The organism is Propioniciclava soli, from assembly GCF_038502305.1.
Lineage (GTDB): Bacteria > Actinomycetota > Actinomycetes > Propionibacteriales > Propionibacteriaceae > Propioniciclava > Propioniciclava soli.
Genome location: NZ_CP115965.1, coordinates 526,400 through 540,745, shown reverse-complemented (window position 1 = coordinate 540,745; position 14,346 = coordinate 526,400). Strand labels below are relative to the sequence as shown.

The 14,346-nt window shown below is 72.8% G+C and carries 17 protein-coding genes and 1 pseudogene; 4 read left to right on the top strand and 14 right to left on the bottom strand.

All coding sequences use genetic code 11. The annotated features are described in order from the left end of the window. Positions 1–156: 156 nt before the first annotated feature. A complete protein-coding gene (locus PCC79_RS02370; protein ID WP_232549148.1) occupies positions 157–504 on the bottom strand; it encodes a histone-like nucleoid-structuring protein Lsr2 in 348 nt (115 codons plus the stop codon). Between the two features lie 210 nt (positions 505–714). Between PCC79_RS02370 and PCC79_RS02365 the strand changes: the two genes are divergently transcribed. Then, entirely contained in the window at positions 715–1,827 is a 1,113-nt protein-coding gene (locus PCC79_RS02365) for an NADH-quinone oxidoreductase subunit D (RefSeq protein ID WP_342372890.1), read from the top strand. A 15-nt stretch (positions 1,828–1,842) separates the two neighbouring features. On the opposite strand, the gene PCC79_RS02360 is transcribed toward PCC79_RS02365, so the two are convergent. The 7 genes and pseudogenes from PCC79_RS02360 to ftsH all read right to left on the bottom strand — a co-directional run. After that, positions 1,843–2,523: a hypothetical protein gene (locus tag PCC79_RS02360; protein WP_342372888.1), complete on the bottom strand. Its 681-nt coding sequence runs from the start codon at positions 2,521–2,523 to the stop codon at positions 1,843–1,845. Positions 2,524–2,528: 5 nt separating this feature from the next. Further along, entirely contained in the window at positions 2,529–3,044 is a 516-nt protein-coding gene (locus tag PCC79_RS02355; RefSeq protein WP_342372887.1) for a DUF3180 family protein, read from the bottom strand. Beyond that, a complete protein-coding gene (gene folK / locus PCC79_RS02350) occupies positions 3,041–3,592 on the bottom strand; it encodes a 2-amino-4-hydroxy-6-hydroxymethyldihydropteridine diphosphokinase (protein ID WP_342372886.1) in 552 nt (183 codons plus the stop codon). The genes PCC79_RS02355 and folK overlap by 4 nt, the downstream gene beginning before the upstream one ends. After that, positions 3,589–3,954 carry a dihydroneopterin aldolase gene (gene folB, locus PCC79_RS02345; RefSeq protein ID WP_232549143.1) on the bottom strand — a complete coding sequence of 122 codons (366 nt, stop codon included), beginning with the start codon at positions 3,952–3,954 and terminating at the stop codon, positions 3,589–3,591. The genes folK and folB overlap by 4 nt, the downstream gene beginning before the upstream one ends. Further along, a complete protein-coding gene (gene folP / locus PCC79_RS02340) occupies positions 3,947–4,765 on the bottom strand; it encodes a dihydropteroate synthase (RefSeq protein WP_342372885.1) in 819 nt (272 codons plus the stop codon). Before folP ends, folB begins: the two co-directional genes overlap by 8 nt. Before the next feature lie 4 nt (positions 4,766–4,769). Further along, complete coding sequence (gene folE / locus PCC79_RS02335; RefSeq protein WP_332836186.1) at positions 4,770–5,333, bottom strand: GTP cyclohydrolase I FolE; 564 nt, start codon at positions 5,331–5,333, stop codon at positions 4,770–4,772. Between the two features lie 181 nt (positions 5,334–5,514). Next, positions 5,515–7,647, bottom strand: a pseudogene (gene ftsH, locus PCC79_RS02330) (ATP-dependent zinc metalloprotease FtsH); the annotation flags it as partial. Positions 7,648–7,800: 153 nt separating this feature from the next. Between ftsH and PCC79_RS02325 the strand changes: the two are divergent. The 3 genes from PCC79_RS02325 to PCC79_RS02315 are packed head-to-tail and all read left to right on the top strand — an operon-like array spanning position 7,801 to position 8,791. Beyond that, positions 7,801–8,034, top strand: a complete 234-nt coding sequence (locus PCC79_RS02325) for a hypothetical protein (RefSeq protein ID WP_232549141.1) — start codon at positions 7,801–7,803, stop codon at positions 8,032–8,034. Then, entirely contained in the window at positions 8,031–8,486 is a 456-nt protein-coding gene (locus PCC79_RS02320; RefSeq protein ID WP_232549140.1) for a hypothetical protein, read from the top strand. The genes PCC79_RS02325 and PCC79_RS02320 overlap by 4 nt, the downstream gene beginning before the upstream one ends. Beyond that, a complete protein-coding gene (locus PCC79_RS02315; RefSeq protein ID WP_232549139.1) occupies positions 8,483–8,791 on the top strand; it encodes a winged helix-turn-helix domain-containing protein in 309 nt (102 codons plus the stop codon). The genes PCC79_RS02320 and PCC79_RS02315 overlap by 4 nt, the downstream gene beginning before the upstream one ends. 34 nt (positions 8,792–8,825) lie before the next feature. Here PCC79_RS02315 and PCC79_RS02310 read toward each other — a convergent pair whose 3' ends face one another. The 6 genes from PCC79_RS02310 to PCC79_RS02285 all read right to left on the bottom strand — a co-directional run bounded on the left by PCC79_RS02310 (position 8,826) and on the right by PCC79_RS02285 (position 14,308). Then, positions 8,826–9,488, bottom strand: coding sequence for a methionine ABC transporter permease (locus PCC79_RS02310; RefSeq protein WP_232549138.1), 663 nt, complete (start codon positions 9,486–9,488; stop codon positions 8,826–8,828). After that, a complete protein-coding gene (locus tag PCC79_RS02305) occupies positions 9,485–10,540 on the bottom strand; it encodes a methionine ABC transporter ATP-binding protein (RefSeq protein WP_342372884.1) in 1,056 nt (351 codons plus the stop codon). Before PCC79_RS02305 ends, PCC79_RS02310 begins: the two co-directional genes overlap by 4 nt. 13 nt (positions 10,541–10,553) lie before the next feature. Next, entirely contained in the window at positions 10,554–11,438 is an 885-nt protein-coding gene (locus PCC79_RS02300; RefSeq protein ID WP_232549136.1) for a MetQ/NlpA family ABC transporter substrate-binding protein, read from the bottom strand. Positions 11,439–11,833: 395 nt separating this feature from the next. Continuing rightward, complete coding sequence (hpt, locus tag PCC79_RS02295; RefSeq protein WP_232549135.1) at positions 11,834–12,385, bottom strand: hypoxanthine phosphoribosyltransferase; 552 nt, start codon at positions 12,383–12,385, stop codon at positions 11,834–11,836. A gap of 4 nt (positions 12,386–12,389) precedes the next feature. Further along, positions 12,390–13,334, bottom strand: a complete 945-nt coding sequence (tilS, locus tag PCC79_RS02290; protein ID WP_342372883.1) for a tRNA lysidine(34) synthetase TilS — start codon at positions 13,332–13,334, stop codon at positions 12,390–12,392. Next, positions 13,334–14,308 (bottom strand): zinc-dependent metalloprotease, encoded by a 975-nt coding sequence (locus PCC79_RS02285; protein WP_342372882.1) that lies wholly within the window; start codon positions 14,306–14,308, stop codon positions 13,334–13,336. The genes tilS and PCC79_RS02285 overlap by 1 nt, the downstream gene beginning before the upstream one ends. Positions 14,309–14,346: the final 38 nt, after the last annotated feature.

The window sequence follows — 14,346 nt, the reverse complement described above, 5'->3', positions numbered from 1 at the left end:
CTAGACAACGCCGCACCACCCGCCCGGTGTTCCCTGTTCGCCCCCGGCGCAATGCACCGCACCCGGGCCAGCAGCTCCGGCGTCCGGTGCCGCGGGCAGACGAAAGGCCCCGGCGCAGAGCCGGGGCCTTTCGTCGCGTGCGGTCGCGGTGGCAAATCAGTTGTGGGCGGCCTCGTAGGCCTGGCGCACGTCGTCACGCACACGGCCACGATCGGAGACCTCCATGCCCTGCGAGCGCGCCCAGACGCGGATGTCGTTGGCCGACGCGCTCCCGCCGGAGCGTCCGGAACGACGGCCACCGCCGGAGGCGGCCTTGCGCGCCGACCCCGACTTGCGGGCGGCCGCAATGTAGGGGGCCAGGGCGTCGCGCAGCTGCGACGCGTTCTCGCTGGAGAGGTCGATCTCGTAGGTGGTGTTGTCGAGACCGAACGTCAGGGTCTCGTCGGCGACGGTGTCGTCGCCGAGGAGATCGTCGGTCAGGGAAATGTGCACGCGCTGAGCCATGGGTGTCCTTTCAGGAATGTCGCCTGCCGGATTACCCGGGGATCCGGGCCGACGGTGGGCACTGACACTCAAGTTGTACCGCTTCTCGCTGCGCAGTTCAACATGACGGCGCCTTTGTCTCGACCGGGTGACCACACACCAACAAATGTCAACCGGACCGGGAGGGAAGCTCGGCACCGCGGACATCTTCCACGCACTAACATCATGCGGGTGACGGAGCACTCGAGACGGTTCTGTATCGGTGGGCTGGACGATCCCGACCACCAAATCATCGATCTCGGCCCGACCCACCCGGCCACCGCGGGCCTGTTGCGCGGAACATTCACGGAGCGGGACGCCACGGTGGTCGAGATCGATGCCCAACCCGGGGCGCTGCATCGCGGCGCCGAAATGATTTTCACCGCGCGTGACTTCCGTCAGGCGCTGAGCCTGGCGAATCGGCACGACTGGCAGGCGCCGTTCTTCGGCGAACTCGCCCTCGCCCGCCTCGTCGAGGACGGCCTGGGCATTCAGGTTCCCGCACGCGCCGTCTGGGTGCGCGCGCTGCTGGCCGAGCACTTCCGCATCCTCAGCCACCTCGGCCACCTCAGCTTCGTCGGCTGGCGGCTGGGTGACCCCGACCTGGCCACCGACCCGGTGCGCGAGGAGCTGCGCCGCCGCACGGGGGAGCTGACCGGAAACCGCGTCCACCCCATGGCGGTGCGGATCGGCGGGGTGGCCTGCGCCCCGGACGCGGCGTGGGCTCGCGCCGAAAGCGCCACCGCGGCGTCGGCAGCAGCCCTCGCCGGGCGCCTGCGTGAGGCCGCGGGCAGCCTCGGGGCGGGCGTCGCCGTCGTCGACCGGGCGGCCGTCGACGCCCACGGCCTCGCCGGCCCCGTCGCCCGGGCCAGCGGCGTCCCGACCGACCTACGGCGCTCGCGTCCCGAGGGGCCGTGGACCGACGCCCTGGGTGCGCCGCCGACGGCCCCGACCGACGGTGACGCCGCGGCGCGCTTCGCCTGGCTGTGCGCCGAGGTGGCGGAGTCGGCCGCCGCTGTCGAACGGCTCCTGGCAGGCCTGCCGGACGGCCCGCTCACCGCTCACCTCCCGAAGGTGCTCAAGCTGCCCGAGGGCGACTTCACGGCCACGGTCGAGGCCCCCCTGGGCCGCGCCGGCGTCGAGGTCACCAGCCGCGGGGAGAAGACGCCGTGGCGGCTGCGGCTGCGGACGCCCTCCTTCGCCAACGTCAGCGCATGGCCGCAGGTGGTGCCGGGCACGCGGGTCGCCGATCTGCCGGTCGCACTGGCGTCGCTGCCATGGGTCGCCGGCGACCTCGACAAGTGAGCGGCGCCGCGGCGCTCAGTTGGCGTGCCTGCGGCGCAGCTCCTCGACGAAGGGGGTGGCCAACCGGGCGATGTCACCCAGGTCGCCCATGTCGCCCAGCCCGGCCGGGTCACCGGACGCCCGCCGACGCGGCAGCGCCAGCACCTCGGCGAACTCGTCCTCCACCTGGGCGCGGGTCAGGCGCTCGCGCAGCTCGCCGTTCTCGTGGCGGAGCGTCGTGTTCTCGTCCTCCAGCCGGCCGATCTCGACGCGGGCGTCCGACAGTTCCGCCCGGGCTCCGCTGAGCTCGTCGCGCGTCCCGGCGAGCACCTCGTGGGCCCGCGTCAGCTCACCGCGCGTCTGCGTGACCTCACCACGCGCGCTGCTCAGATCGCCCGCCAGGGTGCGGTTGCGAGCGTCCACCACGGCCAGCACCTCGCGCTGACCGGCGTGCAGCCGCTGCACCGTGGCGCGGTGGTCCGCCCGTTCGCGGGACGCCTCGGCCGCGGCACGCTCGCGCTCGTCACGGACCTCGGCGCGCACGAGGGCGGTGGCCAGCCAGCCGGCGGCCAGCGCGACGACCACCGCGGCGACGGCCAACAGCGGCACCCACGTCGCGGCCGCCAGGAGGGCCACGGAGACCACCGTGCCCAGCACGAGGGTCACCAGGAAGGCACGGCGGCGGCGGTGGGTCAGGGCGGCGCGGGAGGCAGTCACGCCCGTCAGGATAGCGGCGGCACCCCGTCACCGGGCCCACCGGCACCGGGGGTGTTGGCGGATTCATCGCGACCCTCATCGATGCGCAGCGAACGCTCGAGCGCCACACCCGCCACGGCCCACGCCAGGCACGCGGCGACGGCCGCGCCGCCGTGCACCAGGCGCTCGACGGCCAGGGGCGCAGGCAGCGCCGGCCACACGAGCACCACCAGCGCCAGATAGGCGGCTCCGAGCCCGGCCCCGGCGAGGATCGACGTCTTGCCCAGCACCAACCGGTTCAGCGCCACCGACGCCTCGAGCGTGTCGGGCCGCCGCCGCAGCTCGCGTCGGGTGCGCACCACGAGCCAGACGATCCCGGCGGTGATCAGCACCACGGACCCCCACGCCGGAACCCCCAGGAGCGGCAGCGTCCGGCCCAGGCCCTGGATGGTCGTGAGCGTCACCCAGGCCACCGCGAAGCCGGCCACCGCGGCCGTCACCACCTGCGCGGGGGAGGTCGGAGCGACGGTCGGCCGGCTCACGGCAGATCGATCCGCACGTCGGCGACGCGGTGGACGCCCGACGTGTCCAGCCCTGCCACCAGATCGGCGACGAAGCCGTGACCGGGCAGCTCGGCCGCCGGGTCGGCGTCCAACCACGGCACCAGCACGAACGCGCGCTCGTGGGCGCGGGGGTGCGGGAGCACGAGGTGCGGATCGTTGCGCATCCGGGCGCCGACGCGGATCAGGTCGATGTCGATCGTGCGCGGGCCCCAGCGGACAGTCCGTTCCCGGCCCAGGGCATCCTCGATCGCGAGGCCGCGCTGCAGCAGCACCGCGCTGGGCAGGGTCGACTCCGCGAGCAGCGCGATGTTGAGGAAGTCGGGCTGGTCGGCGCGACCCCAGGGCGCCGTCCGGTACACCGCCGAGACGCCGGTGACGATGAACTCCCCGGTCTGGGCCAGGAGGGTCACGGCGGCCTGCAGGGTCTCGGCCACGTCGCCGACGTTGCCGCCCAGGGAGTACACCACCCGGCGCAGCGGCCGGAGCGTAGACAGGGTGTCGGACACGGCGGGGGGCGATGTGCTCACGGGGCGCTCCGGCGGGTGACGGTGACGGCCACGTCCCCGAACGGAACGGCGATCGGCGCCTGCGGTTTGTGGACGGTGACGCTGGCCGCGACGACGAGCGGGGTCGCGGCCAACGCGTCGGCGATCTCGACAGCGAGGGTTTCGATGAGGTCCACCGGGTCACGCTCGATGCGCGCCACGATCGCGGCGGCGAGGGCGCCGTAGTCGACGGTGGTGGCCAGCTCGTCGGCCAGCCGGGGACGCTCCACCTGCAGCACGGCGTCCACGACGAACACCTGGCCGTCGCGGCGCTCGTGGGCGAACACCCCGTGGTGACCCGTCGCGGTGACGCCGGTGAGGGTGATGGTGACCGGCTCAGCCATGGCCGTCACCCGCCAGTGCCCGGGCGGCGGCGAGGGCGTCCGCCGTGGCGCGGACGGCGTGGACGCGCACCCCCCACAGGCCGCGGTGGGCAAGAAGGGCGCTGAGCGCGGCGGTGGCGGCGTCACGCCCCTCGGGGGGACGCGGCGCGTCCGGCTCCCCGAGCAGGGCACCCAGGAAGCGCTTGCGGGAGACGGCGAGCAGCAGGGGGTGCCCCAACGCCTCGAACCGACCCCACTCCCGCAGCACCGCCCAGTTGTGCTCGGCGGTCTTGCTGAAGCCGATGCCGGGGTCCAGCACCAGGCGCTCGGGCGTGATCCCGGCGGCGAGGCAGGCGTCGCGCCGGGCGGCCAGCTCGTCGACGATGTCGGCCACGCCGCGCGGGTAGGACGCCTGGGCGGCCATGGTGCTCGACGGCCCCCGCCAGTGCATCGCGATGTAGGTCGCACCGGCCTCGGCGACGGTGGCCAGCATCGCCGGGTCTGCCAGGCCGCCGGAGACGTCGTTGATGACCGATGCCCCGGAGGCCAGCGCCTCGGCGGCGACCGTGGCCCGCGTGGTGTCCACCGACACCGTGACGCCGGCGGCCGCCAGCGCGGCGACGACCGGCAGCACCCGCGCCAGCTCGGTGTCGGCTTCGACGCGGGGCGCGCCCGGACGCGTGGACTCGCCGCCGACGTCGATGACGTCGGCCCCGTCGGCGACCAGGGCGTGCGCACGGGCGACGGCGGCGTCCGGGGTGGCCCAGAGACCGCCGTCGGAGAACGAGTCGGGGGTGACGTTGACGATCCCCATGACATGCGGGCGGGTCACGGGGTCACCCGATGATGAGGCCCATGGCCTCGGCCCGCGTCGCGGCGTGGTTCATGACGCCCCGGACGGCCGACGTGATCGTCTTCGACCCCGGCTTGCGCACGCCCCGCATGGTCATGCACTGGTGCTCGCACTCGAACACCACCATGACCCCCTGGGGGTGGAGGTGGTCGACGAGGGCGTCGGCCACCTGCGAGGTGAGGCGCTCCTGCACCTGCGGACGCCGCGCGAACAGGTCCACGAGGCGGGCCAGCTTGCTCAGCCCCGTGATCTGGCCGTGCGGGCTCGGGATGTAGGCGACGTGCGCGACGCCGTGGAACGGCAGCAGGTGGTGCTCGCACGTGCTCCACACCTCGATGTCCTTCACCAGCACCATCTCCTGGTGCTCAAGGTCGAAGGTGGCGCCGAGCAGCTCGGCGGGGTCCGCCCCCACGCCCGCGAACATCTCGGCATAGGCCCGACCCACCCGGGCGGGCGTCTCGCGCAGGCCGTCGCGATCAGGATCCTCCCCGATCGCCAGCAGGATCTCGCGGACGGCGGCCTCGACGCGGCCGGTGTCGACCGCCACCTCAGAGATCCTTGCCCGGGCCCGTCGCCGGGGGCTGGGGGCCGGGCCCGGACGGCCGGCCGAACCCCTGGTCGGACGACGGCGGCTGCGGGGCCTCCCCCGAGCCGGGGCCACCCCAGGTGCCGGGCGGCGGACCCGGCGGGGTCGGCTGCGGCGTCGAGCCGGGCTGCCCGGCGTGGGGCGGCGCGCCCCACGGGCCGGAACCCGGCTGGGGCTGACCCTGCGGGGGGTAGGGGCCCTGCGGGCCGGGGCCCTGCTGCCCCGGGTAGGAGCCCTGCTGCCCCGGGTAGGGGCCCTGCTGCCCCGGGTAGGGGCCCTGCGGCCACGCCCCGGACGGTGGAACCGGCTGCGGCCACGCACCGGGGCCGACCGCCTGCGGCGGCGGAACCGGGCTGACCGGCGGAGTCGGGCGCGGGGGCGGGTCGACCGGGGGCACGTCGCTCGGCACGCGCGTCGGCGAGCCGGTCCACGCCGGGCGCTTCGGGTGCCGCTTCAACGGCGCGAAGATGGCGGCGACCTCGTCCTTGTCGAGGGTCTCCTTCTCGAAGAGCTGGCGCACCAGCTCGTCGAGCACCTCGCGGTTCTCGTCGAGCACGTCGAAGGCCTCCTGGTGGGCCGTCTGGATGAGCGCGGCCACCTCCTGGTCGATCGACGCGGCGACCTCGTCGGAGTAGTTCGCACTCGTGCTGCCCATGTCGCGTCCGAGGAACGGCTCGTGGTCACCCGACCCGAACTTGACCGCACCGAGGCTCTCGGTCATGCCGTACTCCATGACCATGGCGCGAGCGACCTTGGTGGCCTTCTCGATGTCGTTGGACGCCCCGGTGGTCGGGTCGTGGAACACGAGCTCCTCCGCGGCCCGGCCACCCAGCATGTAGGCCAGCTGGTCGAGCAGCTCCCCGCGGGTCTGGGAGTACTTGTCGGCGTCCGGCATCACCATCGTGTAGCCCAGCGCTCGGCCGCGCGGCAGGATCGTCACCTTCTGGACGGGGTCGTTGCCCGGCATCGCGGCGGCGACCAGCGCGTGGCCGCCCTCGTGGTAGGCGGTGATCAGCAGCTCGCGCTCGTTCATCACCCGGGTGCGCTTCTGCGGGCCCGCGATGACGCGGTCGATCGCCTCGTCGAGGTTCTCCTTGGTGACCCACTGCCGGTTCTGCCGGGCGGTCAGCAGGGCGGCCTCGTTGAGCACGTTGGCCAGGTCGGCACCGGTGAACCCCGGCGTCCGCTTCGCCACGGACGCGAGATCCACCTCGGGGCCGATCGGCTTGTTTGCGGCGTGGACGCGCAGGATCTGCAGCCGGCCCTTCATGTCGGGTGCCTCGACCGGGATCTGCCGGTCGAAGCGGCCCGGACGCAGCAGCGCGGGGTCGAGGACGTCGGGTCGGTTGGTGGCGGCGATCAGCACGACGCCGCCCCGGACGTCGAAGCCGTCCATCTCGACCAGGAGCTGGTTGAGGGTCTGCTCCCGTTCGTCGTGGCCGCCGCCCATGCCCGCGCCGCGGTGGCGTCCGACGGCGTCGATCTCGTCGATGAACACGATGGCCGGCGCGGCCTCCTTGGCCTGCTCGAACAGGTCGCGGACGCGGCTCGCGCCGACGCCGACGAACATCTCGACGAAATCCGAACCCGAGATCGAGAAGAAGGGGACGCCGGCCTCACCGGCCACCGCGCGGGCGAGCAGCGTCTTGCCCGTTCCGGGCGGGCCGTACAGCAGCACGCCCTTGGGGATCTTCGCCCCCACCGCGGTGAACTTGGCCGGCTCGGAGAGGAACTCCCGGATCTCGCCGAGCTCCTCAATGGCCTCCTCGCAGCCGGCCACGTCCGCGAAGAGCGTCTTCGGGGTGTCCTTGCTGGCCACCTTCGCGCGGCTCTTGCCGAAGCCGAGCACGCCGCGTCCGCCGCCCTGGGCGTTGTTCATCATGTAGATGAACAGGCCCGCGATCAGCAGGAACGGCACGATCCCGAGGAAGATGAACGACCAGATGCTGCGATCGGGGTTCTCCCCCGTCCAGGTCTCGAGTGTTCCGGCCGCCTGACGCTGCTGGAGGAGCTCGATGACGTCCTGGCTCTGGTCGCCCACCCAGTTGGTGCGGAGGCGGTCCCCGTCCGTCGTCTCGACGCGGATCTCCTGGTCGCCGTCCACGAGCACCACCTCGCGCAGCGGTTCGTCGCTGCGCAGCACGCTCATCACCTCCGACGTCGGCGTCAGCGAGTAGCGGCTGGACGTGTTCAGCAGGTTCATGCCCAGCATGAGCACCAGGAAGATGCCGAGGATCCACAGGATCGGGCTGCGCAGCAGCCGAGGAGCTTTCATGCCACTCCCTGTCGGTGGGCGGTCGGGTTGCGCGGTTGAGCGTACTGCACACCCCCAACACGACCGCCGCGAGATTCTCTTCGGAAGTGCTTGCAGCTTTGGAAAGTTGTTGCTAGGGTTCTGACATCGGTTCGATCCAGAAGGAGACCTCCCATGAACACCACCGCCGCCACCACCAGCACCACCCTCCCCCGCCAGCAGGGCAATCTGCGACTGGCCGGCCTTGGCTTCGGCCTCGGCATCGCCGTCCTCGTCGTGCTGTTCGTCGTGGGCGCCGTCCAGGGCTCGGCACAACTCATGGTCATCGCGTCGAGCACCGCCAGCGCCCTGGGCGCCGGCTGGGCCGCGGCCGTGGCGTCGCAGCACCGTGGGCGTGACGCCCGATGAGCGCCGACGGAGATGCCAGGGCGGGCGAGCTCGACGCCCAGCGCGCCCGTGACCTGCTCGACCGCGCCGCCCACGTGGGCAGCGCCGCACGTTCCGGGGCCGGCTGGCCGCAGATCGCCTGCCTGCTCGGGCTGGGTGGGGTGTCGTCCATGTTCATCGTCGCGGTCTACCTGCTCACCCGGGCCGACGAGCGCCTCATCTGGTTGCCGATGGTCACCATGGCCGGGTGGCTCGCGATCCTGATGGGCATGATGGCTGTCTTCTCCCGCTCGACGAAGGCGGGGTTCGGAAAGCGGTGGCGCACCGCCATGACGGCCTGGGGCATCACCTGGGCGGTAGCGATCATCGGCTCCACCGTGTGGTGGAAGGGCGAGCTCTGGTTCACCCTGGCCGCCATCGCGGCCCTCACCATCGTGACGGTCGCCGGCGCCTGGCGGGAGGCACGGCAGTGACCTCCGATTCAGCAGCCCACCCGCGCCACCACCTCGCCGACCAGCTGACCCACCCGGTCCGCTTCTCCCTGGTCGCCGCCCTGGCCGCCACCGATGAGATCGAGTTCGCGGCCGTTCGCGACCACCTGCAGGTGAGCGACTCCGTGCTCAGCCGGCAGGCGTCCGCGCTGGAGGAGGCCGGGATCGTTCGCATCCGCAAGGGCTACGTCGGCAAGCGGCCCCGGACGTGGTTCTCCCTCACCGCGCAGGGACGCCGCACCTGGGACGCCCATCTCGCCGCCCTGCGGGAGATCGCCGGCTCCTGACCGCGCCCGCGCCCCCGGCGGGCGCGGGCAGAGTTCAGCGCCGCAGCGCCTTGCGGGCCAACCAGTTGCCGAGATACTGCACCGACTGCACCAGCACGACGATGACGGCCACCGTGAGCCAGGTCACCGCCCAGTCGAAGCGCTGGTAGCCGTAGCTGAGCGCGAACGCGCCCAGCCCGCCGCCGGCCACGATGCCCGCCAGGGCCGACATGTCGACCACGGCGACGAAGAGGAACGTGTAGGCCAGGATCAGCGGCGCCAGCGCCTCGGGGATCGCGACGGTGCGGATGATCGTCCAGGTGGACGCCCCCATGGAGCGGGCCGCCTCGACGACGCCCGGGTCGAGCGACACCAGCGACTGCTCCACCAGACGGGCCGAGGCGAAGCTCACCATCAGCGCGGCGGGGAAGATGAACGCGTTGGTGCCGATGCTCGAACCCACCACGGCCAGCGTCAGCGGCCCCATCGCTGCGATGAAGATGATGAACGGGATGGGCCGGAAGAAGTTGATGAGCAGGTTCAACAGGTTGAACAGGATCGCGTTCGGCCGGAGGCCGCCCGGACGCGTCACGAAGAGCAGCACGCCGAGGCCGAGCCCGACGAGTCCGCCCACGCCCAGCGCGACGGCGACGATGTAGAGCGTCGTGCCGATCGCCTCGAGGAAGATGCCGCCGTTCGCGGCGAAGTCGAACTTCATCGGTGACCCTCCGAGTTCGGGAGCGTGGCCCGGTCGTGCTCGGTGTAGCCGCCGGAACCGGCGAGGTCGGCCAGCGCGGCGTCCACGGCGGTGTCCGCGCCCGTCACGGCGTAGGTGAGCGACCCGTACGGGCGCTCGGAGATCTCGATGATGCCGCCGTAGATCACACGCGCCTCGAGGCCGTGGCGGGCGAAGACCGAGCTGCGCTCGGCGTCGGTGTGGGCGTCGTCCACGATCGGCACGGTGACGAGGCGCCCGGGGTGGGTCGCCGCGAGGCGACCCAGGGCGTCCGCGCTCGGCTTGTCGCGCATCGTGGCCGCCACGAACCGCTGCGTCACCTGCGCGCGGGGGCGGGCGAACACCTGGTAGACGTCGCCGAGCTCCACGGCGCGGCCGTTCTCCATGATGAGGACGCGGTCGCACAGGTAGCGGACGACGTCCATCTCGTGGGTGATGAGCACGATGGTGACCCCCAGCTCCGCATTGACGCGGCGCAGGACGTCGAGCACCTCGCGGGTGGTCTGGGGGTCGAGCGCCGAGGTGCACTCGTCGGCGAGCAGGATCTTCGGGCTGGTCGCCAGCGCGCGGGCGATGCCGACGCGTTGCTTCTGACCGCCGGAGAGCTGGGAGGGGTGGGCGTCCGCCTTGTCGGTGAGGCCCACGAAGGCGAGCAGCTCGGCGACGCGCGCGGCGCGGCGTCCGGCGTCCCACTTCGCGAGGCGGAGCGGGTAGGCGACGTTCTCCGCGATGGTCTTGGAGCCGAACAGGTTGAACTGCTGGAAGATCATGCCGATGTCGGGCCGCACGGCGCGCAGCTGCTTCTCCGACAGGGCCGACACCTCGTGGCCGTCGACGACCAGGCGGCCCGACGTCACCGGCTCGAGGCCGTTCACGAGACGCACGAGGGTCGACTTGCCGGCCCCGGAGAACCCGATGACGCCGAAGATCTCCCCGGCGTCGATCGTGAGCGAGACGTCGTCGACGGCGTGCACCCGGTTCGATCCCTCGAACACCTTGTGCACGCCGTCGAACGCGATGATGGGTTCAGCCATCGGGAGCCCTCGGTCAGCCCGCCAGCGAGGACTGGACGTCGGCGAGAATCGCCTGGAGCTCCTCGGGCGTCTCGTCCACGATCACGGCCGAGTCGGCCGACTGCTCCGCCAGCGCCGCTGTGAAGTCGGGGTCGTGGAAGATGGTGGCGAGCTGGGCCAGACGCTCGTTGTCGGCGTCCGCGGCCCGGACGACGAACACGTTGATGTAGGGCTGCGCTGAGGGGTCGGCGGGGTCGTCCTCGACGAGGGCATCGGCGGGGTCGAGCCCGGCGTCGTTGACGAAGTCGTTGTTGACGACCGCGCCGGCGATAGACGGCAGCGCGGTGACGGTCTGCTGGGCGTCCATCGGAGCGACGCTCACGCGTGAGGCCGCGGTGTCGATGTTCTCCTCCGCGGCGATGATCCCGGTGCCCTCGGTGAGGGTGAGCAAACCGTTCTCGGCGAGGAGGTGGATGGCGCGCGACTTGTTGGTCTCGTCGTTCGGGACGGCGATCTGGGCACCCTCGGGGATCGCGTCGACCGAGGTGAACGAGCTGCTGTAGAGCGCCAGCGGATAGATCGCGGTGGACGCGATCGGCACCAGATCGGCGTTGTTGTCGAGGTTGTAGCGCGCCAGGTAGAGCAGGTGCTGGAACTGGTTGGCGGTCAGCGAACCGTCGGACACGGCCGGGTTCGGCGTCGTGTAGTCGGTGAAGTCGCGAATCTCGACGTCGATGCCGAGATCGGCGGCCTTGTCGGTGAACACGGTCCACTCCGGTGAGCTGGCGCCGACGACGCCGACCGAGATCACGGCGTCGTCCGCGGTCGCGGCCGTGGTATCGCTGCTGGGCGACCCGCAGCCGGCGAGGGCGAACAGGAACGTGGCCGCGAGGGCGGCGGCGGGCTTGGTGAAACGCATGGTGGTGGCCTTCGGGTAGACAGGTGGGTGGAGAGTTCGTTCGTCAGGTCAAAGTGCGGTGCTGGGGAGTGCGGTGCTGAAGAGCGCGGTGCGCGAGCGTCGGGTGTGGAGTGGCATCCCCGGCCTGCACCGGCCCGGGGGACTGGGCCTCTGGGGCGGCGGGCTCGGGGCGGCGTCCGCGACGCAGAAGGCGTCAGCGACAGCGGTCGGAGTTCGCCCGCATCATGTCGATGTGGCGGCGCGACCAGCAGGCCAACGGCTGCCGGACCATGGGCACGCGACGCGCCACGATAACCTCCCGTACTGCGGGGCCGGCGCCGGGCCGACCTTTTGTGTCCCTCAGACTAGTACCGCGTTCGCCGGTGCTCCAACCCCCGGCCGGGGGTTGCCCCGCCTCAGGCGTAGACGTGGGGGGCGAGGGTGCCCACGTCGGTGAGGTTGCGGTACCGACCGGCGTAGTCGAGGCCGTAGCCCACGACGAACTCGTCGGGCAGGTCGAAACCGACGTATTTCACCGACACCGGGTTCTTCAGCGCCTCCGGCTTGCGGAACATCGTCATGATCTCGAGGCTGGCGGGCTTGCGCGAAGCGAGGTTCTGCATCAGGTAGGCCAGCGTGAGGCCGGTGTCGATGATGTCCTCCACCACCAGGACGTGGCGGCCCTCGATGTCGGTGGTGAGGTCCTTGAGGATGCGCACGACGCCGGAGCTCTGGGTGCCGGACCCGTAGGACGAGATCGCCATCCAGTCCATCTCCACGTGGCTGCGCAGCGCCCGGGAGAGGTCGGCCATCACCATGACGGCGCCGTTGAGGACGCCCACGAGGAGGAGGTCCTTGTCGCCGTACTCGGCGTCGATCTCGGCCGCCACGTCGCGCAGGCGATCGTCCACCTGCTCCTTCGTGTACAGCACCTGGGTCAGTTCCGCGGGGATCTGGGAGGCCTTCACCTGCTCAGCCTAACGCGGAACGGGGCGTCCAGGTCAGGCGCCCGTCCCGGCGGGCCACCCGGCCGCCCGGCACGTCGACCCCGCGTTGGCCGCGCCAGGCGGTGACCAGCCGCTCCACCGCGGCCACGTGCACGGCCTGCGCCTCGACCGCACCCATCCGCAGCAGCCAGGCGCGCAGCGCGCGGCGCCGCTGGCCGGGAGCGAGCCCGGCCAGGTGGGCGCAGTCTGCGGCGAGCGCGTCGGGGAACGGCGCGCGGGCGTCCAACTCCTCCGACGCCGCGCGGGCGATCTGGGCGGTGCGGGCCAGGGCCTCGGCGACGCCCGGGCCGAGCTCGGCCTCGAGCACGGGCAGCACGACGTCGCGGACGCGGACGCGCGCGAAGTGGCGGTCGGCGTTCATGGGGTCGTCCCACGGCGTGAGACCGAGCTCGTCGCAGCAGGCGCGCGTGGTGTCTCGGCGCAACCCGAGCAGGGGCCGGCTGAGATGGTCCCGCGCGGCCGCCATGCCACCCAGCGACGCGAGACCCGAGCCGCGCGCCAGGCCGAGCAGCACGGTCTCGGCCTGGTCGTCCAAGGTGTGGCCCAGCAGGACGCGTTCGTCGGGGGCGAGGCCCGCTGCGAGGGCGGCGTGGCGCGCTGCCCGGGCGGACGCCTCGGGCCCGGCCCCGTCGTGGCCGACGACGACGGGGACGGCGTGGGCATCGAGCCCGAACGCGGCCAGCGTGGCGACCACGCGGGCGGCCACGGCGTCCGACCCGGCCTGCAACTGGTGGTCGACGACGAGGGCCCGGGCGGGGGTGCCGCGGCGGGTCGCGACGTGGTGGGCGGCCCAGGCGAGCGCCAGGGAGTCCGCTCCCCCGGAGCACGCGACCAGCCAGGGGGCGGGGGCGAGGGCGTCCACCGCCTGCACGACGCGCAGCGTGGCCGGCCCCAGGGCGCGCCGGGCCATCAGCCGTGGACGCGGCGCACCCAGCGCGCGGGGTCGGCAATCTCGGCGGCGCTCGGCAGGTGCGCGGGGGCGTCGTAGGCGGCATTGAGTCCGTCGACGCCGACCCGACCGATGACGGCGCGGCAGAAGCGGGCGCCGTCGCGGTACTGGGCGAGCTTCACGTCCATGCCCAGCAGACGGTTGAGCACTGCGACGGCGCCGCCGCGGTGGCGCCGCGCCTCGAACGTGCGGCGGATGTGGGCGACCGTGGGCACGACGTCGGGACCCACGCGGTCCATCATGTCGTCGGCGTACCCCTCCAGCAGGGCCATCACGGCCCCGACGCGGGCGAACACCACGCGTTGATCGGGGCTCAGCGCGGCCTCGACGAGGCTGTGCGGGCGCTCGGGCCCGGCGGCGGCGTCCCCGTCGGCCAGCAGCAGGGCCATCTCGCCGATCAGGTGGTCGCGCAACCAGGGGGCGCGCGCGAACTGGAGGCGATGGGTCTGCTCGTGCAGGCAGACCCACAGCCGGAAGTCCCGGGGCCGGACGCCGAGCGACGCCTCCACCTTGGCCACGTTGGGTGCCACCAGCAGGAGCTGCGGCTCCGGCGCGAACGGCAACCACTGGCCGAGGATGCGGGTGCCCAACGCCGCCAGCACCGCCCCGAGCTGGGCGCCGTTCGCGCGGGCGGCGAGGCGCTCACGCAGGCCCTGCGGCGCGCGGTGCTCGGCGGAGGCCTCCGCCACCATCGCGACCGCCATGGTCACGTTCGCCTGGAGCCACGAGGCCCGGTCGACGATGCGCATGGGCCCCGCGGCGGTGGCGTCGAGCCGGGTGACGTCGGCCACGGGCTGCACCGACGCCGCGGCGGCCCGGCGCAAGGAGGACACGAGGGCGCGCGCCTGCGCCGGCGATCGGGCCGGGCCGGGGGGCATCAGTCGCACCCCGGTCGCGACGGCGGCGCCGGCGTCGACGTGCGGAACCGATCCCATGCCGCCCAGCGTAGGCGGGCCTGGCCGGGTCGACGCGC

Excerpts from the sequence above, each read along its gene's own strand:
- PCC79_RS02370 (WP_232549148.1), bottom strand. The coding sequence starts at position 504 with ATGGCTCAGCGCGTGCACATTTCCCTGACCGACGATCTCCTCGGCGAC.
- folB (WP_232549143.1), bottom strand. The coding sequence starts at position 3,954 with ATGGCTGAGCCGGTCACCATCACCCTCACCGGCGTCACCGCGACGGGT.
- PCC79_RS02325 (WP_232549141.1), top strand. The coding sequence starts at position 7,801 with ATGAACACCACCGCCGCCACCACCAGCACCACCCTCCCCCGCCAGCAG.
- PCC79_RS02320 (WP_232549140.1), top strand. The coding sequence starts at position 8,031 with ATGAGCGCCGACGGAGATGCCAGGGCGGGCGAGCTCGACGCCCAGCGC.
- PCC79_RS02310 (WP_232549138.1), bottom strand. The coding sequence starts at position 9,488 with ATGAAGTTCGACTTCGCCGCGAACGGCGGCATCTTCCTCGAGGCGATC.
- PCC79_RS02305 (WP_342372884.1), bottom strand. The coding sequence starts at position 10,540 with ATGGCTGAACCCATCATCGCGTTCGACGGCGTGCACAAGGTGTTCGAG.
- PCC79_RS02300 (WP_232549136.1), bottom strand. The coding sequence starts at position 11,438 with ATGCGTTTCACCAAGCCCGCCGCCGCCCTCGCGGCCACGTTCCTGTTC.
- tilS (WP_342372883.1), bottom strand. The coding sequence starts at position 13,334 with ATGGCCCGGCGCGCCCTGGGGCCGGCCACGCTGCGCGTCGTGCAGGCG.
- PCC79_RS02285 (WP_342372882.1), bottom strand. The coding sequence starts at position 14,308 with ATGGGATCGGTTCCGCACGTCGACGCCGGCGCCGCCGTCGCGACCGGG.